The sequence below is a fragment of the Streptomyces sp. CNZ287 genome, from assembly GCF_007827615.1.
The window spans coordinates 1-26,139 of sequence record NZ_VISV01000013.1 but is presented as its reverse complement, the minus strand read 5'-3'; the positions used below and the strand labels follow the sequence as shown (position 1 = coordinate 26,139).

Annotated in this window: 21 protein-coding genes, 1 rRNA gene and 1 pseudogene; 3 read left to right on the top strand and 20 right to left on the bottom strand. The window is 74.7% G+C overall.

Annotation, left to right across the window (positions count from 1 at the left end; genetic code table 11):
* Positions 1-64: 64 nt before the first annotated feature.
* The 10 genes from FB457_RS22455 to pyrG form a co-directional block, all read right to left on the bottom strand.
* Positions 65-1,150, bottom strand: coding sequence for a prephenate dehydrogenase (locus FB457_RS22455; RefSeq protein ID WP_047014998.1), 1,086 nt, complete (start codon positions 1,148-1,150; stop codon positions 65-67).
* Positions 1,151-1,231: 81 nt separating this feature from the next.
* The gene (locus FB457_RS22450; protein ID WP_047014999.1) at positions 1,232-2,278 is read right to left on the bottom strand and encodes a pseudouridine synthase; all 1,047 of its coding nucleotides are present in this window, start codon (positions 2,276-2,278) and stop codon (positions 1,232-1,234) included.
* Positions 2,279-2,300: 22 nt separating this feature from the next.
* On the bottom strand, positions 2,301-3,008 hold the full coding sequence (gene scpB, locus FB457_RS22445) for an SMC-Scp complex subunit ScpB (RefSeq protein ID WP_145782999.1): 708 nt from the start codon (positions 3,006-3,008) through the stop codon (positions 2,301-2,303).
* Positions 3,005-4,321: a segregation/condensation protein A gene (locus FB457_RS22440; protein WP_145782996.1), complete on the bottom strand. Its 1,317-nt coding sequence runs from the start codon at positions 4,319-4,321 to the stop codon at positions 3,005-3,007. Before FB457_RS22440 ends, scpB begins: the two co-directional genes overlap by 4 nt.
* Before the next feature lie 121 nt (positions 4,322-4,442).
* On the bottom strand, positions 4,443-5,165 hold the full coding sequence (locus tag FB457_RS22435) for a hypothetical protein (RefSeq protein ID WP_145783120.1): 723 nt from the start codon (positions 5,163-5,165) through the stop codon (positions 4,443-4,445).
* Positions 5,162-6,346 carry a ParA family protein gene (locus FB457_RS22430; protein ID WP_078898162.1) on the bottom strand — a complete coding sequence of 395 codons (1,185 nt, stop codon included), beginning with the start codon at positions 6,344-6,346 and terminating at the stop codon, positions 5,162-5,164. Before FB457_RS22430 ends, FB457_RS22435 begins: the two co-directional genes overlap by 4 nt.
* Positions 6,347-6,613: 267 nt before the next feature.
* Positions 6,614-7,729 carry an alanine dehydrogenase gene (gene ald / locus FB457_RS22425; RefSeq protein WP_047015003.1) on the bottom strand — a complete coding sequence of 372 codons (1,116 nt, stop codon included), beginning with the start codon at positions 7,727-7,729 and terminating at the stop codon, positions 6,614-6,616.
* A gap of 138 nt (positions 7,730-7,867) precedes the next feature.
* Positions 7,868-10,174 (bottom strand): tetratricopeptide repeat protein, encoded by a 2,307-nt coding sequence (locus FB457_RS22420; protein WP_047015004.1) that lies wholly within the window; start codon positions 10,172-10,174, stop codon positions 7,868-7,870.
* Positions 10,175-10,292: 118 nt separating this feature from the next.
* On the bottom strand, positions 10,293-10,925 hold the full coding sequence (locus tag FB457_RS22415; RefSeq protein ID WP_047015005.1) for an NUDIX domain-containing protein: 633 nt from the start codon (positions 10,923-10,925) through the stop codon (positions 10,293-10,295).
* Positions 10,925-12,676, bottom strand: a complete 1,752-nt coding sequence (pyrG, locus tag FB457_RS22410; RefSeq protein ID WP_047015006.1) for a CTP synthase — start codon at positions 12,674-12,676, stop codon at positions 10,925-10,927. The genes FB457_RS22415 and pyrG overlap by 1 nt, the downstream gene beginning before the upstream one ends.
* Before the next feature lie 271 nt (positions 12,677-12,947).
* Between pyrG and FB457_RS22405 the strand changes: the two genes are divergently transcribed.
* The gene (locus FB457_RS22405) at positions 12,948-14,753 is read left to right on the top strand and encodes a glycoside hydrolase family 15 protein (protein WP_107086087.1); all 1,806 of its coding nucleotides are present in this window, start codon (positions 12,948-12,950) and stop codon (positions 14,751-14,753) included.
* Between the two features lie 62 nt (positions 14,754-14,815).
* On the opposite strand, the gene FB457_RS22400 is transcribed toward FB457_RS22405, so the two are convergent.
* The 8 genes and pseudogenes from FB457_RS22400 to FB457_RS22365 all read right to left on the bottom strand — a co-directional run bounded on the left by FB457_RS22400 (position 14,816) and on the right by FB457_RS22365 (position 22,910).
* Positions 14,816-15,964, bottom strand: coding sequence for a glycosyltransferase family 4 protein (locus tag FB457_RS22400; protein WP_047015007.1), 1,149 nt, complete (start codon positions 15,962-15,964; stop codon positions 14,816-14,818).
* A gap of 326 nt (positions 15,965-16,290) precedes the next feature.
* Entirely contained in the window at positions 16,291-18,057 is a 1,767-nt protein-coding gene (recN, locus tag FB457_RS22395) for a DNA repair protein RecN (RefSeq protein ID WP_145783118.1), read from the bottom strand.
* A 146-nt stretch (positions 18,058-18,203) separates the two neighbouring features.
* Positions 18,204-19,097, bottom strand: coding sequence for an NAD kinase (locus FB457_RS22390; RefSeq protein ID WP_145782994.1), 894 nt, complete (start codon positions 19,095-19,097; stop codon positions 18,204-18,206).
* Positions 19,094-19,909: a TlyA family RNA methyltransferase gene (locus tag FB457_RS22385; RefSeq protein ID WP_145782992.1), complete on the bottom strand. Its 816-nt coding sequence runs from the start codon at positions 19,907-19,909 to the stop codon at positions 19,094-19,096. The genes FB457_RS22390 and FB457_RS22385 overlap by 4 nt, the downstream gene beginning before the upstream one ends.
* Positions 19,906-20,451: a hypothetical protein gene (locus FB457_RS22380; RefSeq protein WP_047015011.1), complete on the bottom strand. Its 546-nt coding sequence runs from the start codon at positions 20,449-20,451 to the stop codon at positions 19,906-19,908. Before FB457_RS22380 ends, FB457_RS22385 begins: the two co-directional genes overlap by 4 nt.
* Positions 20,452-20,489: 38 nt before the next feature.
* Positions 20,490-21,332 carry an ABC transporter ATP-binding protein gene (locus FB457_RS22375; RefSeq protein ID WP_145782990.1) on the bottom strand — a complete coding sequence of 281 codons (843 nt, stop codon included), beginning with the start codon at positions 21,330-21,332 and terminating at the stop codon, positions 20,490-20,492.
* Positions 21,332-21,587, bottom strand: a pseudogene (locus FB457_RS36335) (iron chelate uptake ABC transporter family permease subunit); the annotation flags it as partial. The gene FB457_RS22375 and the pseudogene FB457_RS36335, both read right to left, overlap by 1 nt.
* A 228-nt stretch (positions 21,588-21,815) precedes the next feature.
* Positions 21,816-22,910 (bottom strand): HAD hydrolase-like protein, encoded by a 1,095-nt coding sequence (locus tag FB457_RS22365; protein ID WP_047015013.1) that lies wholly within the window; start codon positions 22,908-22,910, stop codon positions 21,816-21,818.
* Between the two features lie 33 nt (positions 22,911-22,943).
* On the opposite strand from FB457_RS22365, the gene FB457_RS22360 reads away from it, so the two are divergent.
* Positions 22,944-24,215 carry a DUF1015 family protein gene (locus FB457_RS22360; RefSeq protein ID WP_145782988.1) on the top strand — a complete coding sequence of 424 codons (1,272 nt, stop codon included), beginning with the start codon at positions 22,944-22,946 and terminating at the stop codon, positions 24,213-24,215.
* A 1-nt stretch (position 24,216) separates the two neighbouring features.
* Here the strand turns inward: FB457_RS22360 and FB457_RS22355 are convergent, their stop codons facing one another.
* On the bottom strand, positions 24,217-24,963 hold the full coding sequence (locus tag FB457_RS22355; protein ID WP_486589103.1) for a tetratricopeptide repeat protein: 747 nt from the start codon (positions 24,961-24,963) through the stop codon (positions 24,217-24,219).
* Here FB457_RS22355 and FB457_RS36330 point away from each other — a divergent pair.
* Entirely contained in the window at positions 24,898-26,046 is a 1,149-nt protein-coding gene (locus tag FB457_RS36330; RefSeq protein WP_486589102.1) for a hypothetical protein, read from the top strand. The genes FB457_RS22355 and FB457_RS36330 overlap by 66 nt on opposite strands.
* 2 nt (positions 26,047-26,048) lie before the next feature.
* On the opposite strand, the gene rrf is transcribed toward FB457_RS36330, so the two are convergent.
* Positions 26,049-26,139 (bottom strand): 5S ribosomal RNA (rrf, locus tag FB457_RS22345); the annotation flags it as partial.

Below are 26,139 nucleotides of genomic sequence, written 5' to 3'. Positions count from 1 at the left end.
TCGACGACGAGGTGAAGCCGAACTTTGTGCGGCACTAGGTTACTGCTACCTGAACGGGCCTTGGTCACTGCCTCAAGGGCCACCCGCGCTCCCGCAGCGCGGCGGTGAGCGCGTGCGCGGCCGGGGGCTCGACCATGAGCTGCACCCGCCCGGCCTGCTGGCCGGTGGCGTGCTCGATGCGGACGTCCTCGATGTTGACCCCGGCGGCGCCCGCGTCGGCGAAGATCCGGGCCAGCTCGCCCGGCCGGTCGCCGATGAGCACGGTGACGGTCTCGTAGTCCGCGGGGGCGGCGCCGTGCTTGCCCGGCACCCGCTCGCGGCCGGCGCTGCCGCGGCGCAGCACGTCCTCGATGCCGGCCGCGCCGGTGCGGCGCTTGGCGTCGTCCGCGGCCTGGAGCGCGCGCAGCGCCCGTACCGTCTCGTCGAGGTCGGCGGCGACCTCGGCCAGCACCTCGGCGACCGGGCCCGGGTTGGCGGAGAGGATGTCGATCCACATCGCCGGGTCCGAGGCCGCGATGCGCGTGACGTCCCTGATGCCCTGCCCGCAGAGCCGGACCGCGGCCTCCTCGGCGTCCCGGAGCCGGGCGGCGACCATGCTGGAGACGAGCTGCGGGGTGTGCGAGACGAGGGCGACCGCGCGGTCGTGGGCGTCGGCGTCCATCACCACGGGCACGGCGCGGCAGAGCGCGACCAGTTCGAGCGCGAGGTTCAGCACCTCGGTGTCGGTGCTCTCCGCCGGGCTGAGCACCCAGGGGCGGCCCTCGAACAGCTCCGCGGAGGCGGCCAGCGGCCCCGAACGCTCGCTGCCGGCCATGGGGTGGCTGCCGATGTAGCTGGTGAGGTCGCCGCCCAGCTCCTCGAGGGTGCGGCGGGGGCCGCTTTTGACGCTGGCGACGTCGAGGTAGCCGCGGGCGGCGCCGCGGCGCTGGGCGTCGGCGAGCGTGCGGCCGGTGAGCGCGGGCGGCACGGCGACGACGGCGAGGTCCACGGGCGCTGCGGGCGGCTGGTCGGTGCCGGCCCCGAGGGAGGCGGCGGTACGGGCCTGGTCGGCGTCCTCGTCCTGGAGATGGACCGTGACACCTCTGCGGGACAGCGCCAGGGCGGCGGAGGTGCCGATGAGGCCGGTGCCGATGACGAGGGCGGTACGCACGGCGCAAGGATACGCGGCGGCCGCCCCGCGGGGCGCGGGGCGGCCGGTGCTACGGGCGTACGGGCCGGGCGGGCCGGGCCGTCAGAGCCCGACCTCCTTCATCAGCATCCCGACCTCGGTGTTGGTCAGCCGGCGCAGCCAGCCCGACTTCTGGTCGCCCAGCGCGATCGGGCCGAAGCGGGTCCGCACCAGCTTGTCGACGGGGAAGCCCGACTCGGCGAGCATCCGCCGCACGATGTGCTTGCGCCCCTCGTGCAGCACCACCTCGACGAGGTAGTTCTTGCCGGTGTTCTCCACCACCCGGAAGTCGTCCGCCTTGGCGTAGCCGTCGTCGAGCCGGATGCCGTTCTTCAGCCGCTTGCCCAGGTCGCGCGGGAGCGGGCCCTGGATCGCGGCGAGGTAGGTCTTCTTCACGCCGTAGCGGGGGTGGGTGAGGCGGTGGGCCAGCTCGCCGTGGTTGGTGAGCAGGATGATGCCCTCGGTCTCGGTGTCCAGGCGGCCGACGTGGAAGAGCCGGGTCTCCCGGTTGTCCACGTAGTCGCCGAGGTTCTGCCGCCCCTCCGGGTCGTCCATGGAGGAGACCACGCCGACGGGCTTGTTGAGGGCGAAGAAGAGATACGACTGCGTGGCCACGGTCAGCCCGTCGACCTTGATCTCGTCCTTCTCCGGGTCGACGCGCAGCCCCTGCTCGGTGACGATGCGCCCGTTGACCTCGACCCGCGCCTGGTCGATCAGCTCCTCGCAGGCGCGCCGCGACCCCATGCCGGCCCGCGCCAGCACCTTCTGCAGCCGCTCGCCCTCGGGCTCGCCGAACGTCTTCGGCAGCGCACGCTGCGGCTTGGTGTGCCGGGCCCTGGCCCGCTCCTCCAACTGCGCGTCGTACTCGCGGGAGCGCGCGGGCCTGGCGGGCGCGCCGCCGCGCCCGCGGCCCCCCTTCCCCGGGCCGCCCGGGCGCTCGCCCTGGGGGACACCGGACTTCTCGTACCGCCGCTCCTCCGGGCGGGGCCGTCCCCGCTCCTCGGAGCGGGGACGGCCCTGCCGGCGCTGTTGCGCGTCGCGCTTGCCGCCCGCCCCCCGGGGGTCGGAGCCCGAGGGCTTCCTGCTGTTCCTGCCGCCGCTGCTTCGCATCTACCGTCAGTCCGTTGGTTGGTCAGGTCTCGTCGTCCACGTCGAACGATGGGACGCCCTCCTGGGACTCGCCCTCCACCGCGTCCGCATCCGGGAGGAACGGGGCGAGCTCGGGGAGCTCGTCCAGACCGCGCAGGCCCATCCGCTCCAGGAAGTAGTTCGTCGTCCTGTACAGGATCGCACCTGTTCCGTCTTCCGTGCCCGCCTCCGCGATAAGCCCGCGCTGGAGCAGCGTGCGCATGACGCCGTCGCAGTTGACGCCGCGGACGGCGGAGACGCGGGAGCGGGAGACCGGCTGGCGGTAGGCGACGACCGCGAGGGTCTCCAGCGCGGCCTGGGTGAGGCGGGACTGCTGGCCGTCGAGGACGAAGCCCTCGACGGCGGGCGCGTACGCGGCGCGGGTGTAGAACCGCCAGCCGCCGGCGACGTGGCGCAGGTCGAAGCCGCGGCCCTGGACGGTGTACTCGTCGGACAGCTCACGCAGGGCGTCCGAGATCTCGCGGGGGCGGCGGTCGAGGACCTTGGCCAGGTGCCCGGCGGTGACGGGCTCGTCGACCACCATGAGGACGGCTTCGAGGGCCGGACGCAGCGGGAGCCCGGCGGTGGGGCTCGCCTCCGCCTCCTTCTCCGCCTCCGCCTCCTTCTCCGCCTCCTTCTCCGGCCGCGCGGCCGCGGCTGCCGTCTCCGCCACACCGGCCGCGCCGGACACGTCCGCCACTGCGTCGCTCATCGCTCGTCCTCGCCTTCGCCTTGGTTCCCGCCGGCCGCGTCCGCGTCGCCGGACGCCGTGTCGAACTCGTCGGTGACCACCGGCACCACATCCTCCCGCCCCGTCCACCGCACCGTCAGCGGCTCCAGCGCGCCCTCCTGGTCGAGGGCCACCGCCCGCTCCCGGTACAGCTCCAGCAGCGCCAGGAACCGGGCGACGACGGTCAGCGGGTCGGGGGCGTCGGCGATCAGCTCCTGGAAGCTGACCGAGCCGTGCTCGCGCAACCGGGAGACGACGACCTGCGCCTGTTCCTGCACGCTGACGAGCGGGGCGTGGATGTGGTCGACGTAGACCTGGGGCACGGGCTTGGGCTGCATCGCCTTGACCGCGAGCCGGGCGAAGCCCTCCGGGCCGATGCTGATGACCACCTCGGGCAGCAGCTCCGCGTGGTGCGGCTCCAGCCCGACGGTACGGGGGTGGAGCAGCGACTCCTCCTCCAGCCGGCGGTGGAAGATGCCCGCTATCTCCTTGTACGCGCGGTACTGCAGCAGCCGCGCGAAGAGCAGGTCGCGGGCCTCCAGCAGCGCGAGGTCCTCCTCGTCCTCCACCTCGGCGGCCGGCAGCAGGCGGGCGGCCTTGAGGTCGAGGAGGGTGGCGGCGACGACGAGGAACTCGGTGGTCTGGTCGAGGTCCCAGTCGGGGCCCATGGCGCGGATGTGGGCCATGAAGTCGTCGGTGACGCGGTGCAGGGAGACCTCGGTGACGTCCAGCTTGTGCTTGGAGATGAGCTGGAGGAGGAGGTCGAAGGGACCCTCGAAGTTGGCGAGCCGGACCCGGAAGGCACCGTCGTCGGGGTCGTCGCCGCCGGGCTCGGCGCCGGGTTCCGGGGCGTTCCCGGGGCCGGTCGCGGGGCGGGACTGAGCGGCGGGCTCCGGAGCGCTGTCCGGTTCCGGTACGGGGCCGGGCGCGGGCTCGCGATCGGTTTCGGGCTCGGGGTCCCGGCCGGGTTCGGGGGCCGGCTCCTCCGCCGGGTCCGCGCCCCCGGGTCCCACCGGTGCGGGCTCGGTCTCCGGCTCGGGGTCCGGCCGGCCCGGCGCCGGGCCCGGCTCGTCGGGCCGCGGGGCGGGGCCCGGGATGGGCACCGGCGGCCCCGGCACGGGTGCCGGTTCCGGCTGGGGCAGGGGCATCGGCTCGGGGTACGGCTCGCGCACCGGATCCGGTTCCACGGGCCGCGGTGCGGGCTTGGTGGGCGTCGCGGCGACCCCGGGGCCGCGACCGAGGGAGCGCCGGGCGGTACGCGCCGGGCGCTGCGGGTCGTCGTGCCTGTCGTCCATCGCTCGCAGCGTATCGCCCGGAGCGGTGCCCGCCCGGTTGCCGTGGACGTCGGGGCGGCGCCCAGGAGGTCCGGTACGGGCCGCCGGGACCTGCTCCGGCCGGAAGCGTACGGCGGGGGCGTCAGCGGCCGCGCAGGCGGCGTACGAGGATGCTCGCGTCGCCGCGCGACTCCAGGTCGGCCAGCACCACCGCCACGGCCTCGCGGACGATCCGGCCGCGGTCCACCGCGAGACCGTGGTCGCCGCGGAGCACGAGCCTGGCGTGCTCCAGGTCCATCAGCTCCTCGGCGGAGACATAGACCGTGATCTTCTCGTCGTGCCGCTCCCGGCCGCTGGGCCGGCGCGCCGCGCCGCGGCCCCGGCCGCGCCTGGGCTGGGCCGCCGCGGCCGAACCGCCGCTCTGCCGCGCGGACTTCGCCCGCGCCTGGGCCGCGGGCTCCCGCTCGCCCTGCCGGGCCCTGCCCCCGGGGGCGGCCTCGGTGCCGGCCTCCCGGCCGCCGTGCTCGGTCGCCTCGGGGTCCCGCCGGGCCGCGGGGGCCGTGGTGCGCTTGGGTCCCGGAGCCGCCGGGCCGGCCTTGCCGCCGGTGCCCGTGCGGGCCCGCGGGTCCTCGCCCGTACCGCCGGAGTGGCCCGCGTCGTCCGGGCCCGCCTCCTCGCCGCCGGCGCCGGCCTCGGCTTCCTGGCCCGCCGCCTCCGCGTCGCCCTCGCGGCTCGGCGCGGGTACGCGCGGACTGCCGCCGGGCGCCTCGCCGTTGGCCCGCTGCCGGTCCGGCTGCGGCGTGGACGACTGGAGCGCGGTCCCCCCGGTGGTACGGAAAAGCTCGTCGGCCCCGGGCAGGCTCACTCGGCGTGGCACCGGGCGAGCACCTCCCTGGCGAGCTGACGGTAGGCGGCCGCGCCCACGGAGTTCGAGGCGTACGAGGTGATGGGCTCGCCGGCCACGGTGGTCTCGGGGAACCGGACGGTGCGCCCGATGACCGTGTGGTAGACGTGGTCGTCGAAGGCCTCGACGACACGCGCCAGCACCTCGCGGCTGTGCACCGTCCGCGAGTCGTACATCGTGGCGAGGATGCCGTCCAGCTCCAGCTCCGGGTTGAGCCGCTCCTGGACCTTCTCGATCGTCTCGGTGAGCAGCGCGACGCCGCGCAGCGCGAAGAACTCGCACTCCAGCGGCACGATCACCTTGTGCGCCGCGGTCAGTGCGTTGACCGTGAGCAGACCCAGCGACGGCTGGCAGTCGATGACGACGTAGTCGTACTCGGGCAGCAGCGGCTTCAGCGCGCGCTGCAGCGTCTGCTCCCGCGCCACCTCGCTCACCAACTGCACCTCGGCGGCGGAGAGATCGATGTTGCTGGGCAGCAGGTCCATGTTGGGCACGGCCGTCTTGAGCAGTACCTCGTCGGCCGACATGCCCCGCTCCATGAGCAGGTTGTACACCGTGAGGTCCAGCTCCATCGGGTTGACCCCGAGGCCCACGGAGAGCGCGCCCTGCGGGTCGAAGTCCACGAGCAGCACGCGGCGGCCGTACTCGGCCAGCGCCGCGCCCAGGTTGATGGCCGACGTGGTCTTGCCGACGCCGCCCTTCTGGTTGCACATGGCGATGACCTTCGCCGGGCCGTGGTCGGTGACCGGGCCCGGGATGGGGAAGTACGGCAGCGGGCGGCCCGTGGGACCGATGCGCTCCCGGCGCTGCCGGGCGGCGTCCGGGGCGAGCGTCGCGGCGTACTCGGGATCCGGCTCGTAGTCCGCGTCCGGATCGTAGAAGTGACCTTCTGACAGGTCCTCGAAGTCGGAGGTGGCGGATGCGGCGAGACGTGTGCTGTCCTCGCCACCGCTCTGGCTGCCGGTCATGGCGTTCACGTGATGACCGTCCATGCTCTGGTATACGTTTCCGCCCTGGTGTGCGTGTGCCGAGAAGGTGTGGACGGCGACGGAGCCGACAGGCGCCTCCACCCCCGAGGGTCCGTGGCCCCGCGCAGGCGTGCCTGGACGACCACCCCCGGGAGCAAATGTCGACTCATTCACAAGTCGTCCTACCTCCTTGGTGACCAGGGCACTTCTCGATTGGTCAGCGTGGCACCATGCCGACGATTGGCGACTCTATGGCGTGTCGGGGTCCCGCAGCAACACAATCCCGCAGACAGAGCACGATGTGTCGGGTGCGGAACACCACTTCGGGCGCCCTTTGCGGCGGTACGGCGGCCGGCCGAACCGCTGGTGACAAGGTTCGGCCGGTGAACCGGAGTTGACAGTGTCGCCGATGTGGTCGACGTGCCGCGCACCTGCGCGAAATCAGCCAAGCACGCGCGCGAGTTCGGTCGCCGGAAGACCGTGCGCTTCCGCCACGGGACCGTAAACGACCTGCCCTTCGTGGGTGTTGAGGCCGAGCGCGAGCGCCGGATCGGCGCGCAGCGCGCCCCGCCAGCCGAGGTTCGCAAGCTTGACGATGTACGGGAGCGTGGCGTTGGTCAGCGCGTACGTCGACGTGTTGGGCACCGCGCCGGGCATGTTGGCGACGCAGTAGAAGACCGATTCGTGCACCCGGAAAGTCGGTTCCGCGTGCGTGGTCGGACGCGAATCGGCGAAGCAGCCGCCCTGATCGATCGCGATGTCGACAAGGACACTCCCTGGCTTCATCCGCGACACCAGCTCGTTGTCGACGAGCTTGGGGGCCTTCGCGCCCGGGATGAGCACCGCGCCGATCACCAGGTCGGCCTCCACCACGGCCTGCCCGAGGGCGTAGGCGTTGGAAGCCAGGGTGCGCACCTTCGTGCCGAAGACCTTGTCCGCCTCGCGCAGCTTGCGCACGTCGGTGTCGAGGAGCGTGACGTGGAAGCCCATGCCGACGGCGATCTGCGTGGCGTTCCAGCCGGAGACGCCGCCGCCGATCACGACCGCCTGGCCCGGCGCCACGCCGGGCACGCCGCCCGGCAGCACGCCGCGGCCGCCCTGCGAGCGCATCAGGTGGTACGCGCCGACCTGGGGCGCGAGCCGGCCGGCGACCTCCGACATCGGGGCGAGCAGCGGCAGTTGCCGGTCGGCCGTCTCCACCGTCTCGTACGCGATGGCGGTGGTGCCGGACTCCAGCAGCGCGTCGGTGCACGGGCGGGAGGCGGCGAGGTGGAGGTAGGTGAAGAGCACCTGGCCCTTGCGGAGGCGCTGGTACTCCTCCGCGATCGGCTCCTTGACCTTCAGCACCAGGTCCGCCGCGGCCCACACGGCATCGGCCGTGGGCAGGATCTCCGCCCCGGCCGCGACGTACTCCTCGTCCGGGATGGACGAGCCGACGCCCGCGCCCTGCTCCACGACGACCTCGTGGCGGTGGCGGACCAGCTCGTGGACTCCGGCGGGCGTGATGGCCACCCGGAACTCGTTGTTCTTGACCTCGCGTGGAATGCCGACCTTCACGATGGATCACGGTCCTTGGGGTGAGGGAACTCGTCAGGCCCCGGTCGGGGTGCCCGCCGCGGCTTGGCCATTCTTAATGAAGGAATCCTCTGAGTCCAGCCTTTGAAACAGGCACATTTCTGCGATGTGTCGATGGATTCACAGGTCTGCGGCGGCCGGTCGGGGCGCCGGCCCCGCCTTCGGACCCTCCCCGGCGGGCTCGGACCCCTCCGCCGGGACGGTCCCGGCGGCGGCCTCCACGGGCTGCGGCACGGGTTCCGCGGGGTCCTCCGGAACGGCCGCGGAGCCGGTCCCGCGCTCCCCGTCCCCCGGAGCGTCGCCGTGCTGCGGCCCGGCGGCGGGCTCCGGTACGGGCTCCGCGGCGGACCCGGCCACGGGCGCGGGCCCGGGGTCGTCCGCGCGTTCCGCTTCCGCCTCCGCTACGGCCACGGCGGCGGCCCGCACCGCAGCCGCCTCCGGCACCTGCTCCGCCAGCCGTCCCGCCGCCGCCCGGTGCAGCTCCGCGGCCTCCGGGTCGCCCGCGCCGTCGACGAGGTCCGCCAGCCGCAACTGCACCGCCGTCCGCAGGGCGGTATCGCCCGAGAGCCGCGCCACGTCCACCGCGCGCGTGCACGTCCTGATGGCCTCCCGCGGATACCCCGCGTACTGCTGCACCCGCGCCACCTCGCCCAGCGCCCGCGCGTGCCCGCCGACGTCCCCGAGCCTGCGGTGGGCCGCCGCCGCCGCGCGCCACTCGCGCAGCGCCCAGCCCCAGGCCCCGGCGTACGTGTGCACCGCGCCCAGCCGGGCCCGCAGCCGCGCCTCGTCGGCCAGCTCGCCCCGCGTCTGCCGCAGCGCCAGCGCCCGCCCGAACCAGTCCGCCGCCCGGCCCCAGTCCCGCAGTTCCTGGTACGCCGCCCCCACCGACTCCAGCGCCCGCCCCACCGGCTGCGGGTCCCGCACCTCGCGCGCCGCCGCCAGCGCCCCCCGGTACCGGCCCAGCGCCTCGTGCGGCCGCTCCGCGCGCAGGTCCAGGTCGCCCAGGTTGAGCAGCGCCGCCGCCTTCTCCCACACCAGCCCGCGCCGCTCGGCGACGCCCAGCACCAGCTCGTGCAGCCGGTACTGCTCGGGCGCCGCCTCCGCCTCGCCCCGGTGCGCCGCCAGCGCCCGCGACAGCGCGGCCACCAGCCGCCGCGCCAGCGTGTCCAGCTCCCCGTCGGCGACCGCGATCCGGGCCGCCGCCAGCAGCGAGGGCAGCCGGCTGCCCAGCCACGCGGCGGCGGCCTCCGGCGACGGGAAGCGCAGCGCCCGCGGGAGCCCCCCGAGCCGGGTGTGCACCGCGGAACCCGGAGGCTCCGTGACGGCGCGGCAGGACTGCAGCAGGCGTACATAGCGCTCCAGCATCCGCGCCCGCGCGAAGAGCATCTCCTCCCGGCCCACGCCCGCCTCCAGCACCCCGCGCAGCAGCGGCTGCAGACAGCCGGGCACCTCGTACTGCGTGAGGTTCGCCCGGTCCGGTTCCGGCACCTCGCGCAGCAGGCCCTGGCCCGCGCAGTCCGCGAGCGTGGTGCGGGCCGCGGCGACGGTGCACCCGGCGAGCGCCGAGGCGGAGTGGGCGTCGACGACGCCGACGGGCGCCAGCGGCAGCAGCCGCAGCAGTTGCGCGACGGACGGCGGCAGCGATTCGTATACGAGCCGGAACGCCCGCGCCAGCGCCTTCGGCCCGGACGGCCGCCCGGCGGACCCCTCGGTGCTGTCGCCCTTGCGGCGCAGCTCCCGTACGGCGTCGGCGACGCACGCCTGCGGGTGCCCGGCGAGCCAGCCGCCGGCGAGCACCAGCGCCGCGGGGTGTCCCGCGCACTCCTCGGCCAGTACGTGCGTGGCCTCGGGGTCGCAGGCGATGCGCGTCTCCCCCGCGTACGTGGCGATCAGCGCCAGCGCCGCCGTGGGCTCCAGCCCGCCCAGGGTGCACGGCCGCACGTCGGGCACGCCCTTCAGCGGGCCCTCGGCGACGGCGACGACGAGGCAGTCACGGGACTCGGGAACCAGTGCGAGCAACTGCTCGGGGGCGGTGACGTCGTCGAGGACGAGCACCGTGGAGCGCTCGGCCAGCGCGGCGCGCAGCTCGGCGGCGAGGTGGTCGGGGCCCGCCCCGGCGACCGGCGGGACGCCCAGGGCGTCGAGGAGGTCGCGTACGGCCCGCTCCAGCGGGACCGCCACACCGCCCGGCCCCGAGAGCCGCGCGGTGTGCACGCCGCCCGGGTAGTCGCCGGCGACGCCGCGGGCCAGCTCGGCGGCGAGCGCGCTGCGCCCGGAGCCGGGCCGCCCGGCGATGAGCAGCACCCGGCCGCGCGGGGCGGGGCGGCCGGCGAGGGTGTCGAGCCCGGCGCGGGCGATGTCGGCGCGCAGGGAGTCCAGCTCGCGGGTCCTGCCGACGAACCGGTGGGGGGCGGCCTGTTCCGTCACGCCGGTGAGCGTAATTCACCCAGCGTGAAGGCCGTGTCACGTGACGGCACATGGCCGAACGCCGGAACGAAAATCACCGCATCGGATCAACCGCCCGGCGGCCCCCCACCTGCGCCGTTCAGGGCGTGAACGGGCGGGCCGGCCAGGGGGCGTTCGCGGGGCGCAGCGCGTCGGGACCGCCGTCCGCGCGTGCCGCCTGGAGCGCCAGCACGCCCAGCATCAGGCAGTTGTTGTGCAGGTCCCCGGCGAGGGCGCCGCGCACCAGATCGGCCACCGGGACGCGGTCGATCATGAGGTCCAGCTCCTCGCCGTGGGCGGCGTAGCGCTCCCCGTCCGCCTCGGTCACCCCGCGGGCGAGGAAGACGCGCACCGCCTCGTCGCAGCCGCCGGGCGTGGTGTACACGTCGACCAGCACACGCCAGTCGTCGGCCCTGAGGTGCGCCTCCTCGTACAACTCGCGCTGGGCGGCGCTGAGCGGGTTCTCGCCGGGCACGTCGAGGAGCCCCGCGGGGATCTCCCAGAGCTTGTGCCGTACGGGGTGGCGGTACTGGTTGAGCACCAGCACGCGGTCGTCGTCGTCGAGGGCGAGGATGGCGACCGAGCCGGGGTGGACCTGGTAGTCGCGGCGGGCCACGGTGCCGTCGGGCATCACCACGTCGTCCGTGCGCACGGAGGTCTTGGCGCCCCTGAACGGCGTCTCGGAGGCGACGATCTTCCACTCCGCCGCCGCGTCCTTCAACTGCTCCGCCATCACTTGCCCCCCTCGCGCACGGCGGCCACCGGCTTCTGCGCACCCGCGTGCGCGCCGTGCGGGCCGGCCTGCTGCTGCACCCCGCCCTGCTGCTGCGCTCCCGTTTCCCTCGCCGCCTCGTGCCTGGCGACGGCGGCCTTCAGCAGCCCGGCGAAGAGCGGATGCGGCCGGGTGGGCCGCGAGCGCAGCTCGGGGTGGGCCTGGGTGGAGACCAGGTACGGGTGGACCTCGCGCGGGTACTCCACGTACTCCACCAGCTTGTTGTCCGGGGAGGTGCCGGAGAACGAGAGGCCGGCCTTCTTCTCCAGCTCGCTGCGGTAGGAGTTGTTGACCTCGTAGCGGTGCCGGTGGCGCTCCTCGACGTACGGCTGGTCCGCGTACGCCTCCCGTACCACCGAACCCTCCGCCAGCTTGGCGGGGTAGAGGCCCAGGCGCATCGTGCCGCCCATGTCGCCCTCGCCGGCGACGATGTCGAGCTGCTCCTCCATGGTGGAGATCACCGGGTCGGTCGCGGCCTGGTCGAACTCCGTGGAGTTCGCGCCCGAGATGCCCGCGAGGTTCCGCGCCGCCTCGATGACGATGCAGTGCAGGCCGAGACAGATGCCGAGCAGCGGGACCCGGTTCTCCCTGGCGTAGGTGATCGCGCCGATCTTGCCCTCCACGCCGCGCTCGCCGAAGCCACCGGGGATGACGATGCCGTCCACGTCGGCGAGGTGCTCGCGGGCACCCTGGGGCGTGCGGCAGTCGTCGGACGTGACCCATTTGATCTTGGCGCGGGCGTTGTTGGCGAAGCCGCCCGCGCGGATCGCCTCGGTGACCGACAGATAGGCGTCGGGCAGGTCGATGTACTTGCCGACAAGGGCGATCGTCACCTCGTGCGCAGGCTCGTGCACGCGGCGCAGCAGGTCGTCCCACTCGGTCCAGTCCACGTCCCGGAACGGCAGGTCCAGCTTGCGGACGACGTACGCGTCCAGACCCTCCGCGTGCAGCACCTTGGGGATGTCGTAGATCGACTTGGCGTCGATGGCGGCGACGACGGCGGCCTCGTCGACGTCGCACATGAGCGAGATCTTCCGCTTGATCGCCGCCGGCACCTCGCGGTCCGCGCGCAGCACGATCGCGTCCGGCTGGATGCCGATGCTGCGCAGCGCGGCGACCGAGTGCTGGGTCGGCTTGGTCTTCAGCTCGCCGGACGGGCCGATGTAGGGCAGCAGCGAGATGTGGACGACGAACACGTTGTCCCGGCCGACCTCGTGCCGCACCTGGCGGACGGCCTCCAGGAACGGCAGCGACTCGATGTCGCCGACGGTGCCGCCGACTTCCGTGATCACCACGTCCACGTCGTCGGAGGACATGCGCCGGATCCGGGACTTGATCTCGTTGGTGATGTGCGGGATCACCTGCACCGTGTCGCCCAGGTACTCGCCGCGGCGCTCCTTGGCGATCACCGAGGAGTAGACCTGGCCGGTGGTGACGTTCGCCGAGCCGTCGAGGTCGACGTCGAGGAAGCGCTCGTAGTGCCCGATGTCGAGGTCGGTCTCGGCGCCGTCGTTGGTGACGAAGACCTCGCCGTGCTGGAAGGGGTTCATCGTGCCCGGGTCGACGTTCAGATACGGGTCGAGCTTCTGCATCGTGACCCGCAGCCCGCGCGCCTTGAGCAGAGCACCCAGGCTGGAGGCGGTGAGCCCCTTGCCGAGCGAGGAGGCGACGCCTCCCGTGACGAAGATGTGCTTTGACGTCGTGGATGGCATGGCCAAGAGGGGCTCCCGTGGTCGCTGATGAAGTGCGTGGCGGGGTGCCCCAGATCGAGGTGGGTCGCTCGGCGAGCGCCGCCGCCACATGCCCGGCCGGCCCTCCGCTCCACGGGCTACCAGGGTATCAGTGATCCCCTGGTCAGCGCCCGCGGCCGACCGCCGTCCCTCCGCCCGACCCGATCGGGCGAGGCGGAATCCGCGACCGTGGCGCACGCGCGCACGCGAAGGCTTTATCCTCTGCGGAACGCACTTCTAGCTGGAGAGGCACGTGGCCGGGCGGATCGAGGATTACGCACTTCTGGGCGACATGCAGACGGCAGCGCTCGTCCGTCGCGACGGCACGGCCGACTGGCTCTGCCTGCCCCGGTTCGACTCCCATGCGGTGTTCGCCTCCCTATTGGGGACCGAGGAGCACGGCTTCTGGCGCCTCGGTCCCGCGTACGCCCCGGAGTCCACCCCGCCGCCCGCCACCCGGCGGCGCTACCGGGGCGACTCGCTGGTGCTGGAGTCCGAGTGGGACACCCCGCGCGGCACGGTCCGGCTGATCGACTTCATGCCCCCGCGCGACAGCGCCTCGCCGCAGCTCATCCGCATCGTGGAGGGCGTCACGGGCCGGGTGCCGATGCGCTCCGCGCTGCGGATGCGCTTCTCCTACGGCCGGATCGTGCCGTGGGTGCACCAGACCGAAGACGGCCGCACCGTCGGCGTGGCCGGTCCCGACTCGGTGTGGCTCGACGCCCCGGTTCCGACGTACGGCCGCGACCTCACGACGTACTCCGACTTCACCGTCGGCCCCGGCGACCGTCTTGCGTTCACGATCAGTTGGCAGCCCTCGCACCGCGAGCCGCCGCAGCCCGCCGACCCCGAGGCGTCGCTCACCGCCACCGAGGACTTCTGGCAGGAGTGGACCGAGCACTGTACGTACCACGGTCCCTACCGGCACGCGGTGATCCGCTCGCTGATCACGCTCAAGGCCCTGACGTACGAGCCGACCGGCGGCATCGTCGCCGCGCCCACCACCTCGCTGCCCGAGGACGTCGGCGGCGTGCGCAACTGGGACTACCGCTTCACCTGGCTCCGCGACGCGGCCATCACGCTGTCGTCCCTGCTGCGCACCGGGTACCACGAGGAGGCCCGCGCCTGGCGCGAGTGGCTGCTGCGGGCGGTCGCGGGCGACCCGGAGAACCTGCAGATCATGTACGGCATCGCCGGCGAGCGCGAGCTGGGCGAGTCGGAGCTGGACTGGCTGCCGGGGTACGAGGGGTCCCGCCCGGTGCGCGCCGGCAACGGCGCGGCGGGGCAGTTGCAGCTCGACGTCTACGGCGAGGTCGTCGAGGCGCTGCACCTCGCCCACATGACGGGCCTCACCCGCAACGACTACGCCGCGCTGCTGCAACTGAAGATGATCCGCTGGGTCGAGGACAACTGGGACCGCCCCGACGAGGGGCTGTGGGAGGTCCGCGGCCCGCGGCGGCACTTCGTCCACTCCAAGGTGATGACCTGGGTGGCCGTCGACCGCACGATCAAGCTCATCGAGTCCGGCGAGGCGGACGGCCCGCTGGAGCGCTGGCAGCGGCTGCGCGACGACATCCACCGGGACGTGTGCGAGAAGGGCTACGACCGGCAGCGCAACACCTTCACGCAGTCCTACGGCTCGCAGGAACTGGACGCCTCGCTGCTGCTGATCCCGCAGGTCGGCTTCCTGCCGCCGGACGACAAGCGCGTCATCGGCACCATCGAGGCCATCCAGCGCGAGCTGGGCACCCCCGACGGCTTCATCCGCCGCTACCCGACGGCGGGCGACGAGACCGGCAGCGACGGGCTGCCGGGCGACGAGGGGGCGTTCCTCGCCTGCTCGTTCTGGATGGCGGACGACCTGGCGATGATCGGCCGGGTGCAGGAGGCGCGGCAGTTGTTCGAGAAGCTGCTGGCGCTCCGGAACGACCTGGGGCTGCTCGCGGAGGAGTGGGACCCGCGGCTGCAGCGCCAAGTGGGCAACTTCCCGCAGGCGTTCAGCCACGTGCCGCTCATCGACACGGCGCTGCGGCTGAGCGCGTCGGGGGCGTACGGGTAGCGCTCCCCGCGGGCGCGTGGCCGCCGCCCCCTTCGTTCGCATGACCGCCCGGTCCGCGCCCATCAGACCTCGCCGTACGTCATCAACTCGTCGTAGATCGACAGGACCTGGGTGACGGTGTCGTCCTCCGTCGGCCAGGTGCCGGCCTGGGCGCGGCCCGCGGCGGCCAGGGCCGCGCGGCGGGCCGGGTCGTGGAGCAGGGCCGCCACCGCGTCGGCGAGCGCGCGGGCGTCCCCGTACGGCACCAGCTCCGCCGCGTCGCCGACGAGTTCGGGGACGCCGCCGACCGCCGTGGCCACCAGCGGGGCGCCCGCGTGCAGCGCCTCCTGGGCCAGTACCGGGCGCGCCTCCCACGGGCTGGAGAGCACCGCGACGTCCGCGGCGGCCAGCAGCCGGGGCAGGTCGTCGCGGCGGCCCAGGAGCCGTACGGGCAGCTTCTCGGCGTCGATGCGGCGCTGGAGCTTGGCGCGGGCGGGGCCCTCACCGGCGACGGCGAGCAGCGGCTGCTCCGGCAGCGCCTGCCACATGCGGGCGGCCTCCAGCAGCGGTTCGTGGGTGGTGGACGCGTCGAGCGGGGCGGCGGTGAGCACCAGGGGCCGGTCCTGGGCGCCGAGTTCCGCGCGCACCTGCTGCTTGCGGAGCGCGGCGCCGTCGCCGCCCGGGTGCGGGTGGCGGGGCGCGGGGACGGCGATGGGCGCGAGCCGCGCGTCGCGCGCGCCGCGCCGGCGGGCGCCGTCGACGAGGTCGGTGGTGGCGCCGAGGACGACGCGGGCGGTGCGGGACACCCGTCGTTCGAGGAGCGGCATCATCCGGCCCCGTACCCCGTCCGGATCGCTCCGGGTGTGCCAGGTGACGACCAGCGGCCTGCGCTGGCCCAGGATCGTCGAGCACGCCATCAGCCCGCACTGCAGGCCGTGCGCGTGGACGAGGTCCGCACCGGCGCAGGCCGCGCGCAGGGTGGTGGCCGTGCAGAGCGGCGCGGTGGCCAGCCCGCCGCGCTCGGGGAGCCGCGCGACGAGGGCGCCGGCGGCGGCGAAGCCGTAGCGTTCGGCGGCGGCGGGCGTCGCGACCACCGTGACCCGGATGCCGCGGGCCACCAGCCCGGCCGCCAGCGAGCGCACATGGACCCCGCTGCCGCCCTCGCCGCGGCCGACGAGCTGCACGGCGTGCAGCGCGGTCGGGCCGTGGGGCGGTGCGGGGGTGCTGCTCACTGGGCCGGAACTCCTGTCCGTGGCGTCGCAGGGCCTGCCCAGGATGCCACTCCCGAGGAGGGGCCGGACCCGGCTCGGCGCCGTCAACCGCTCTGTACGGGCGTACAGGTCAGACATGCACCACCCTTCCGGGCGATGCCCCGCACGCCCGTCGTGCGCCGGTACGACCCGCGAAGGGGGCGGACAGCACGGTGCATTCCGCCCAACCACCCCGATAGACGCATCCCGCACACGCCGGGTTGCCCCACGGCACCCGTTCGGCCCACACGTGGCCTCCCGCCCCGTGCGTAGCCCGGGTCACACCGCCGCCTCCGGACGGCCGCGCGCTACTCCGCCCCCGCGCGGGCGGCGGCAAGCAGCTCTTCCGCGTGTGCGCGCGCCGTCTCGGAGTCCTCCTGGCCCGCCAGCATGCGCGACAGCTCCCGCACCCGCGCCTCGCCGTCCAGGACGGTCACGCCGCTGCGCGTGACCGAGCCGTCGCTGGTCTTCTCCACCAGCAACTGCCGGTCGGCGAAGGCCGCGACCTGCGGCAGGTGCGTCACCACGACGACCTGCGCGCCGCGCGCCAGCCGCGCGAGCCGGCGGCCCACCTCGACGGCCGCCTTGCCGCCGACGCCCGCGTCGACCTCGTCGAAGAGGTACGTCGGCACGGGGTCGGAGCCGGCGAAGACCACCTCGACCGCGAGCATCACGCGCGACAGCTCGCCGCCCGAGGCGCCCTTGGCGATCGGCCGCGGCGGTGCGCCGGGGTGCGGGGCGAGCAGCAGCTCGGCCTCGTCGACGCCCGTGGGGCCGTACGCGACGTTCCTGCCGCCGATCTCCAGCCCGTCGGCGTCGGCGGCGACCTCGGTGCGGCGCAGGTCGACCGTCACCCGGGCGTGCGGCATGGCCAGCTCGGTCAGCTCCGCGGTGACGGCGGCGCCGAAGCGTTCCGCCGCGTCACCGCGCGCCTCGGTCAGCGCCTCCGCCAGCAGCGCCAGCTCGCCGCGCAGGGCGTCGCGCTCGGCGGTCAGCTCCCCGATGCGCTCGTCGTCGCCGTCGAGCTCGGCGAGCCGGGCGGCGCCCGCCTCGGCCCAGGCGAGGACCGCGGAGACGCTGCCGTCGCCGGCCTCTCCCCTGCCGCCCGCGGGCTCGTGGCCGTACTTGCGGGAGAGGTGGGTGAGGACCGAGCGGCGCTCCTCCACCGCGGCCAGCCGCAGCGGGTCGGCGTCGATGCCGTCGCCGTACGCGGCCAGCTCCTGCGCGACGTCGCCGAGGAGGATGCCGACCTCGGTGAGCCGGTCGGCGAGCCCGGCGAGCGCCGGGTCGTGGGCCCGTACGGCCGCCAGGGCGCGCTGTGCACCCGCGACGAGTGTGCCGGCGTCGACGGCCTCGGGGTCCGCCGGGTCGCCCGCGAGCGCGGCGTGTGCGGCGGCGGAGGCGGCGGCCAGCGCCTCCGCGTGGCCCAGCCGTTCGGCCTCGGCGGCCAGCTCGACGTCCTCGCCGGCCCGCGGCTCCGCGGCGGCGACCTCGTCGAGCCCGAAGCGCAGCAGATCCGCCTCCTGCAACCGCTCACGCGCGCGGGTGGTGATCTCGTCCAGCTCGGCGCTGACGGCGCGCAGCCTGCGGTACGCCGCCGCGTACTTGGCCAGCGGCGCGGCGACCGCGTCACCCGCGTACCTGTCGAGGGCCTGCCGCTGCCGCGCGGGCTTCAGCAGCCCCTGCTGGTCGGTCTGGCCGTGCACGGCGACGAGGTCCTCGGCCAGCTCGCCGAGGAGCCCCACGGGGACGCCGCGGCCGCCCAGGTGCGCCCGGGAGCGGCCTTCGGCCGAGACCGTACGGCTGATGAGCAGGGCGCCGTCGTCCAGCTCGGCGCCGGCGTCCTCGGCCCGTACCGCCGCGGGCGAGCCTTCGGCCACGGCGACCCGGCCCTCCACGACAGCGGACCTGGCGCCGATGCGTACGAGCGCGGCGTCCGCACGCCCGCCGAGCAGCAGCCCGAGGCTGGTGACGACCATGGTCTTGCCGGCGCCGGTCTCGCCCGTCACGGCCGTGAAGCCGGGCGACAGCTCGACGACCGCGTCGTCGATGACGCCCAGGGACTGGATCCGCATCTCCTCCAACACGGTACGACCATACGAGGTTCCGGCCCCGGGTCGCGAGGGGCGTCGTGATCAGGGTCCGGGCCGGCGGCGCGACCGGGCCGTCCCGCCGGGCCGCGGCGGCGGGCGGAACGACCGCGCGTGGGACGGGCCGCGCGTCAGTTCGGCGCCCCGCGCCAGCCCGCCACCGGCAGCGCGAACTTGGCCACCAGCCGGTCCGTGAACGACGCGTGGTGCAGCCGCGCCAGCCGCACCGGGACCGCGCCGCGGCGCACCTCGACGCGCGCCCCGGAGGGCAGGTCGACCGTGCGGCGGCCGTCGCACCACAGCACGCCGTGCTGGTTGTTCGGCTGCACCTCCACCGCCAGGATGGAGTCCGGCGACGTCACGAGCGGCTTGGCGAAGAGCGCGTGCGCGCTGATCGGGACCATCAGCAGCGCCTCCACCTCGGGCCAGACGACGGGTCCGCCGGCCGAGAAGGCGTACGCGGTCGATCCCGTCGGCGTCGCGCAGACGACGCCGTCGCAGCCGAAGCGGGAGACGGGCCGGCCGTCGACCTCGGTGACGACCTCGAGCATCCGCTCGCGGGCGGCCTTCTCGACGGACGCCTCGTTGAGCGCCCAGTCGGCGTGTACGGTCCTGCCCCCGTTCCGTACGAGGACGTCGAGCGTCATCCGCTCCTCGACCTCGTACTCCCTGGTCACCACGCGGTCCACGACCTTGTCGAGGTCGTCCCGCTCGGCCTCGGCGAGGAAGCCGACGCGGCCGAGGTTGACGCCGAGCATCGGCACGCCGGACCTGCGGGCGAAGGCGGCGCCGCGCAGCAGCGTGCCGTCCCCGCCGAGCACGATCAGCAGCTCGCAGTCGTCCATCACCCCCGGGCCCGCCTCCACCAGCTCCGCCTCCGGCGGCAGCGGCAGGTCGGCCGCCTCGCCGGCGAGGACGCGCACGCCGACGCCGCAGCGCAGCAGGCCGCGCACGACCAGCTCGGCGCTGCGGATCGCCGCCGGCCGGCCGGTATGGGCGAGCAGGAACACGGTGCGGTCTGTCATCGGGGCCCCTCCGCCACGGCACGTGCCACGTCCTCGGGGTCCAGCGCGGGCGCCCCGGCGCGCAGCCACAGAAAATACTCGACGTTTCCCTTCGGCCCGGGCAACGGGCTGGCCGTCACACCGAGCACCCCCAGCCCGAGCGCCGCCCCCCGCTCCGCGACCCCGCGCACGGCCTCGGCGCGCAGCTCCGCGCTGCGCACCACGCCGCCGCTGCCCAGGCGCTCCCTGCCGACCTCGAACTGCGGCTTGACCATCAGCACGAGGTCCGCGTCGGACGTGGCGCAGCGCACCAGCGCGGGCAGTACGAGCCCGAGCGGGATGAACGACAGGTCGCCGACGACGAGTTCGGCGGGCTCGCCGCCGAGCTGGTCGAGGGTCAGCTCGCGGACGTTCGTACGGTCCCGGACGGTGACCCGCTCGTCGCTCTGCAGCTTCCACGCGAGCTGTCCGTAGCCGACGTCCGCGGCGACGACGTGCGCGGCGCCGGCGCGCAGCAGCACGTCGGTGAAGCCGCCGGTGGAGGCGCCGGCGTCCAGGGCGCGGCGGCCGGCGACGCGCAGCCCTTGAGGCTCGAACGCCGCGAGCGCGCCGGCGAGCTTGTGGCCGCCGCGGGAGACGTAGTCGGGGTCGGCGTCGTCGGCGACGACGACGACGGCGGCGGACGTCTCGACCTGGGTGGCGGGCTTGCTGGCGACCAGGCCGCCGACGGTGACCCGGCCCGCGGCGATGAGCCGCCCGGCGTGCTCGCGCGAGCGGGCCAGCTCGCGGCTCACCAGCTCGGCGTCGAGCCGGCGCCGCCGGACACCGCTCACGGGTTCCCCGGCCGGTACGGATGCGCGCCGGGGCGGGGCGGTGTGGGGCCGTGCGGCGCGGGCGGCGGCGGGCCGGGGCGATGCTGCTGGGCGTACGCCGCGGGGCCGGCCGGTGCCTGCACGGGCGGCGGGGGCGGGCCCTGGGTGCGGTCCAGCTCCTCCAGCGCCTCGCGCATCCGGCCGTGGGCGTCCTCGTAGACCTCCAGGTGGCTGCCGGTCGGCAGCTCGTCGGCGTCCGCGAGGCGGTCGAGCGCGGCGTCGACGTCGGCGTTGCCGGTGGGGGTGCGCGCGATACCGAGCGGCACGGGCCCGGCCTCGACGGGCTCAGGCTCGACCGCATCGGGTTCCGGTTCCGGTTCCGCTTCCGGCCGTCTCTCCCCCTCCGGTCCGGTTGCGGTCCGCGCGGGCGGGCCGGCCGATTCCGCGGCATCCGCCACGTCCCCGCCGCCCGGCTCCGGCCACTGCGCCGCCGGCTGCCGCACGTACGGCGGCGCGGTCGCGGTCTCGGGCTGCGCTGCGGGCATCGGCGTCGGCTCGCTCATGCCACAGACCGTACCCCGAACCACTGTCAGGACCCCGGTCAGACCCAGCCGTCCGCGCCCGCCCGCGCCTTGCGCGCCGCCGGGACGACCAGCGGCGTGCCGGTCTCCGGGGCGGCGATCACCTGGCACGTGAGCCCGAAGACGCGCTCGACGAGCTCCGCGTCCACGATGTCGTTCGGCGCCCCCTCCGCCACGATCCGCCCGTCGCGCATGGCGATCAGGTGCGTGGCGTACCGCGCGGCGTGGTCGAGGTCGTGCAGCACGGCGACCAGCGTGCGCCCCTGCGTCTCGTGGAGTTCGGCGCACAGGTCCAGGACGTCGATCTGGTGCTGGATGTCGAGGTACGTCGTCGGCTCGTCGAGCAGCAGCAGCGGCGTCTGCTGCACGAGCGCCATCGCGATCCACACGCGCTGCCGCTGCCCGCCGGACAGTTCGTCGACATAGCGATCCGCCAGCTCCCCGACCCCGGTGGCGGCCATCGACTCCCGGACGGCCCGCTCGTCCTCCCGCGACCACGGCCGCAGCAGCCCCTGGTGCGGGTAGCGCCCGCGGGCGACGAGGTCGCCGACCGTGATGCCACCGGGTGCCACGGACGACTGCGGCAGCAGCCCGAGTGTCCGCGCCACCTTGCGCGCCGGGAGCGTGCCGATCGCCTCGCCGTCCAGCAGCACCGCTCCGGTGCGCGGCTTCAGCATCCGCGCCAGCGCCCGCATCAGCGTCGGCTTGCCGCAGGCGTCGGGCCCGACGACGACGGTGAACGGGGCGTCCGGCACGGCCACCGACAGGTGCTCCGCGACGACCCGGCTGTCGTAGGGGAGGGTGACGTTCCCGGCGGCGAGACGGCTCGCTTCGGGACTCCTGTCCGGCGTACGGTCGGCCATATCCGACCCGCCCGTCGTTCCGCGGCGAGCAGCCAGAAGAGGTAGACGCCGCCGAGCACGCCGGTGACGACGCCCACGGGCACCTCGTCGGCGCCGGAGGCGCGCTGCGCCGCCCCGTCGGCGACGATCAGCAGCGTGGCCCCATGAGCGCGGCGGGCGCCAGGCGGGGACCCGGCGCGTGGGTGAACCGGCGGGCGAGCCGGGGCGCGGTGAGGGGACGAAGGCGACGGGCCCCGCGGCGGTGCCGGCGAGCGCGAGGCGTCCGTGCCAGACCTGGTCCAGCGGCATGGGCTTGGGGCCGATGGCGAGGCTGGCCACGCAGACGAGCAGCAGCGCGGCGCAGGAGGCGGGCAGTCCCGCGGCGCGCGGGGAGAACCACCGGCGGCGGGGCGGGGCGTCCTTGACTCCGTTGTCCGTTCGGGGAGCGGCGTCGACCAACGCGCGATTAGGTTAACCTGACCAAACGGTGGAGTGGGGGCGCGCTCACAGACCGAGGCGGGCCAGCGCCTTCCCCGGGTCGAGGCCGCAGGAGCCCTCCCCCGCATACGTCCACGCCGCCGCGCACAACGCCCGCAACCCGTCCAGCGGTTGGCCCTCGCCGTCGAGGCGCAGCCCCGGCTCCGTACCGCCCGCGGACGCGCTCCAGCCGCCGCACCGCGCGACGACACCCTCGCCGTCGCCGCCCGCCACCGCCACCTCCGGCTGCGCGGCCGCCAGCCCGCGCAGATCCGCCGCCACGTACGCCGGCCGGTGTCGCGGCTCCGCCGCGAGCAGTCCGGCGGCGCCCGTCACGCCGGTCAGCACCAGCAGCGCGTCGACGCCGCCGTTGTACGCGCCCTCGATGTCCGTGTCGAGCCGGTCGCCGACCACCAGCGGCCGCCGCGCGCCCGTCCTGATGATCGTCTCCCGGTGCATCGGCGGCAGCGGCTTGCCCGCCACCCGCGGCTCGGCGCCCGTGGCCAGCCGCACCACCTCCAGCGCCGCCCCGTTGCCCGGCGCGATGCCGCGCGGGGTGGGAATGGTCAGATCGGCGTTCGACGCGAACCAGGGCACCCCGCGCTGCACCGCGAACGCCGCCTCCATCAGCCGCCCCCACGGCATCGCGGGACCGCCGTGCCCCTGCACCACCGCCGCCGGATCGTCGTCCGCCGACTCCACGACGAGCAGCCCGTGCTCCCGCAGCGGCCCGTACAGCCCCTCCCCGCCGACCGCCAGCACCCGTGCCCCCGGCGGCACCTCCTCGGCCACCAGCCGCGCCACGGCCTGCGCCGAGGTGATCACGTCCGCCGGCTCCGCGGGCACGCCCATCGCGGTCAACTGCCCCGCGACGACGGCCGCGGGGCGGGAGGCGTTGTTCGTGACGTACGCCAGCCGCATGCCGCGCTCCCCGGCGCCGCTCAGCGCACCGGCCGCGTGCTCGACGGCCACGCCGCCGATGTAGACGACCCCGTCGAGGTCGAGCAGCGCCGTGTCATATGCCGTGCACAGCGGCTCCGCGCAGACATCGGTACGGGTCCTGACGGGCTGGCTGGTCACGGCGGCGGCTCCTCGGACGGGCGATATCCACGGCTCGATCATCGCGCATCGGCCACGGCACATACGATCCGGTCCATGCAGCGTTCACCCGGTCTCGACCTCCGCCCCTTCCGCGGGCTGCGCTACGCGCCGTCCCGGGTGCGCAGCCTCGCCGCCGTCACCTCCCCGCCGTACGACGTCGTCGTCCGGCCCGACGGGCTGCACCACCTGGAGACCGCCGACCCGTACAACATCGTCCGCCTCATCCTCCCCCAGGACGGCGACCCCGCCACCCGCCACCGCCTCGCCGCCGACACGCTGCACCGGTGGCGCGCGGAAGGCGTGCTCGTGCCCGACCCGCGACCCGCGCTCTACGTGTACGAGCAGCGCAGGGGCGACCTGCTGCAGCGCGGCGTCGTCGGGCTGCTGGCGCTCAGCGAACCGGCGGACGGCGTCGTGCTGCCGCACGAGGACGTGATGGAGGAGATCGTCGCCGACCGCGCGGGCCTGATGCGCGAGACCGCCGCCAACCCCGAGCCGCTGCTGCTGTCGTACCGCAGTGACGGCGCGGCCACCGGCACGGCGGCCGTCGTCGCCCGTACCACGGCGCGCACCCCGCTGCTGGCCACGACGACGGACGACGGCTTCGCGCACCGGCTGTGGGCGGTGACGGACCAGGAGGAGATCGCGGCCGTACGCGCGGACCTCGCGCGGCGGCAGGCGCTCATCGCGGACGGGCACCACCGCTGGGCGACGTATCTGCGGCTACGGGCCGAACGGCCGGCACCCCCGGGCGAGACGGGGCCGTGGGACTACGGGCTGGTCCTGCTCGTCGACACGGCCCGCCACCCGCTCGTGGTCCGCGGCATCCACCGCGTCCTGCGCACGCTGCCGCCCGCAGAAGCCCTGCGCCTCGTCGGCGACGGCGCCCGCGTCCGGCGCCTCGACGCACCGCTGCCCGCGGCGCTGAGGGAGCTCGAAGGGACGGAGGGCAACGCGTTCCTCCTGGCGGGCGAGGACGGCCTGCACCTGGTCGAGCGCCCGGACCAGGACCTGCTGGCCCGTACCGTACGCACCGACCGCCCGGCGGCATGGCGCACCCTGGACGCCACGGTGCTGCATGCCACGCTCATCGAGCACGTCTGGCGACTTCCCGACGACCCCGAGCACATCGGCTACGTCCACGAGGCCGCGGCCGCCGCCGCCCAGGCGGCGCGCCTGGGCGGGACGGCGGTGCTGATGAAGCCGGTGGCGGAGGACCTCGTACGGGAACTCGCGCGGGACGGGGTGATGATGCCGCGCAAGTCCACGTCGTTCGGCCCCAAGCCGGCCACAGGACTGGTGCTGCGGGCCCTGGACCTGGGGTGAGTCAGGCGCGGGGCTCGTCTCCGTCCTCGTCTTCTTCCTCATCGTCGTCGACGGCGGGGTCGTCCTCGTCGGTGAAGTCGGCGCCGCTCACCTCGGCAGCAGCCTCCGCGTCCTCCTCGACCTCATCCGCGGCGTCCCCCTCGATCTCCTCCGAGTCGGGGTCGAGCGCGTCGGTGAACTCGATGCCGTCCAGCTCGGCCAGCCGGTCGGAGGCGTCCGTGAGCCCTTCGTGGTCGGCCTCGACGGCCTTCGCGAACCACTCCCGCGCGTCCTCCTCGCGCCCGACCTCCAGCAGCGCGTCGGCGTAGGCGTACCGCAGCCGCGCGGTCCAGGGGTGCACGGCGGTCGACGCCAGCTCCGGGCTCTGCAGGGTGACGACGGCGGCATCGGGCTGCCCCAGATCGCGCCGTGCCCCGGCGGCGACGAGCCGCATCTCCACCTGACCGGCCTTGTCCAACCGCTGCACCTCGGGCTCCCCGGCCATCGCCAGCGCCCGCTCCGGCCGGCCCATGCCGCGCTCGCAGTCGGCCATCACCGGCCAGAGGTCGGGACGCCCGCTCATGCGCCGCGCGGTCCGGAACTCGGCCAGCGCCTCCTGGTACTTCTCAGTGTGGTACGCGGCGAAGCCGGCCGCCTCCCGCACGGCCCCGACGCGGGACGCGAGCCGCAGCGCCACCTTGGCGTGCTCATAGGCCCGGGGTGCGTCCTCGTCGAGCAGCCGGGCGACCATGACGAGGTTCTTGGCCACGTCGTCGGCAAGCGTCTTGGGCAGGCTCTGCAGCTCCTGCCGCACGGCCTTGTCCAGCTCAAGCCCGGTGACGTCCTCGGGAATGGACAACCGCCGCACGGGCGGCCGCTCCCCCTCCCGCCGCGGCCCCCGCGCCCGATCATCCCGCCGCTCAAACCGCTGCCCACGCCCGTACCCGTCACGCCGGGGCCCGCGGGAACGGTCGTCGTCACGACGGAAGTCACGACGAGGCCGCTCGTCACCACGGCCGAAATCACGCCGCGGGCGGTCATCATCGCGCCGGAAATCGCGCCGGGGCCGGTCATCGTCACGCCGGGGCCCACGGGGACGGTCGTCATCACGCCTGAAGTCACGACGAGGCCGGTCATCGTCACGCCGAGGACCGCGCGAGCGGTCGTCATCACGACGGAAATCGCGGCGCGGCCGATCGTCATCACGGCGGAAATCGCGCCGGGGCCGGTCATCGTCACGCCGGGGCCCACGGGGACGGTCGTCATCACGCCTGAAGTCACGACGAGGCCGGTCATCGTCACGCCGAGGACCGCGCGAGCGGTCGTCATCACGACGGAAATCGCGGCGCGGCCGATCGTCATCACGGCGGAAATCACGCCGCGGCCGGTCATCGTCACGCCGGGGCCCACGGGGACGGTCGTCATCACGCCGGAAATCCCGCCGGGGACGGTCGTCACCACGCCCGAAGTCACGACGAGGCCGATCGTCATCACGGCGGAAGCCTCGCGCCCGGTCGTCCCCACGGCGGTCATCGTCACGCCGCGGCCCACGGGGACGGTCGTCGTCACGACGGAAATCGCGCCGCGGCCGGTCGTCCTGCCGCCGCGGCCCACGCCCCTGGCGGTCGCCGTCCGTACGACGCGGACCGCCGCGACGGTCTCCGTCACGCCGGTCGAAACCACGTCCGTCACCGTCACGACGCCGGCCGCGGCCGTCACGGTCCTCGTCACGCCGGTCGGGCTCGTTGGTGGTCATCACTACGCCTCTCTCACTCCCGGTCTCACCGGAACGAAAAAACAAAAAAGGACCCTTGGTCCCAGCGCTCACGCTGGGACCAAGGGTCCTCAATAATTGTTCGGCGGTGACCTACTCTCCCACACGGTCCCCCATGCAGTACCATCGGCGCGGTCGGGCTTAGCTTCCGGGTTCGGAATGAGACCGGGC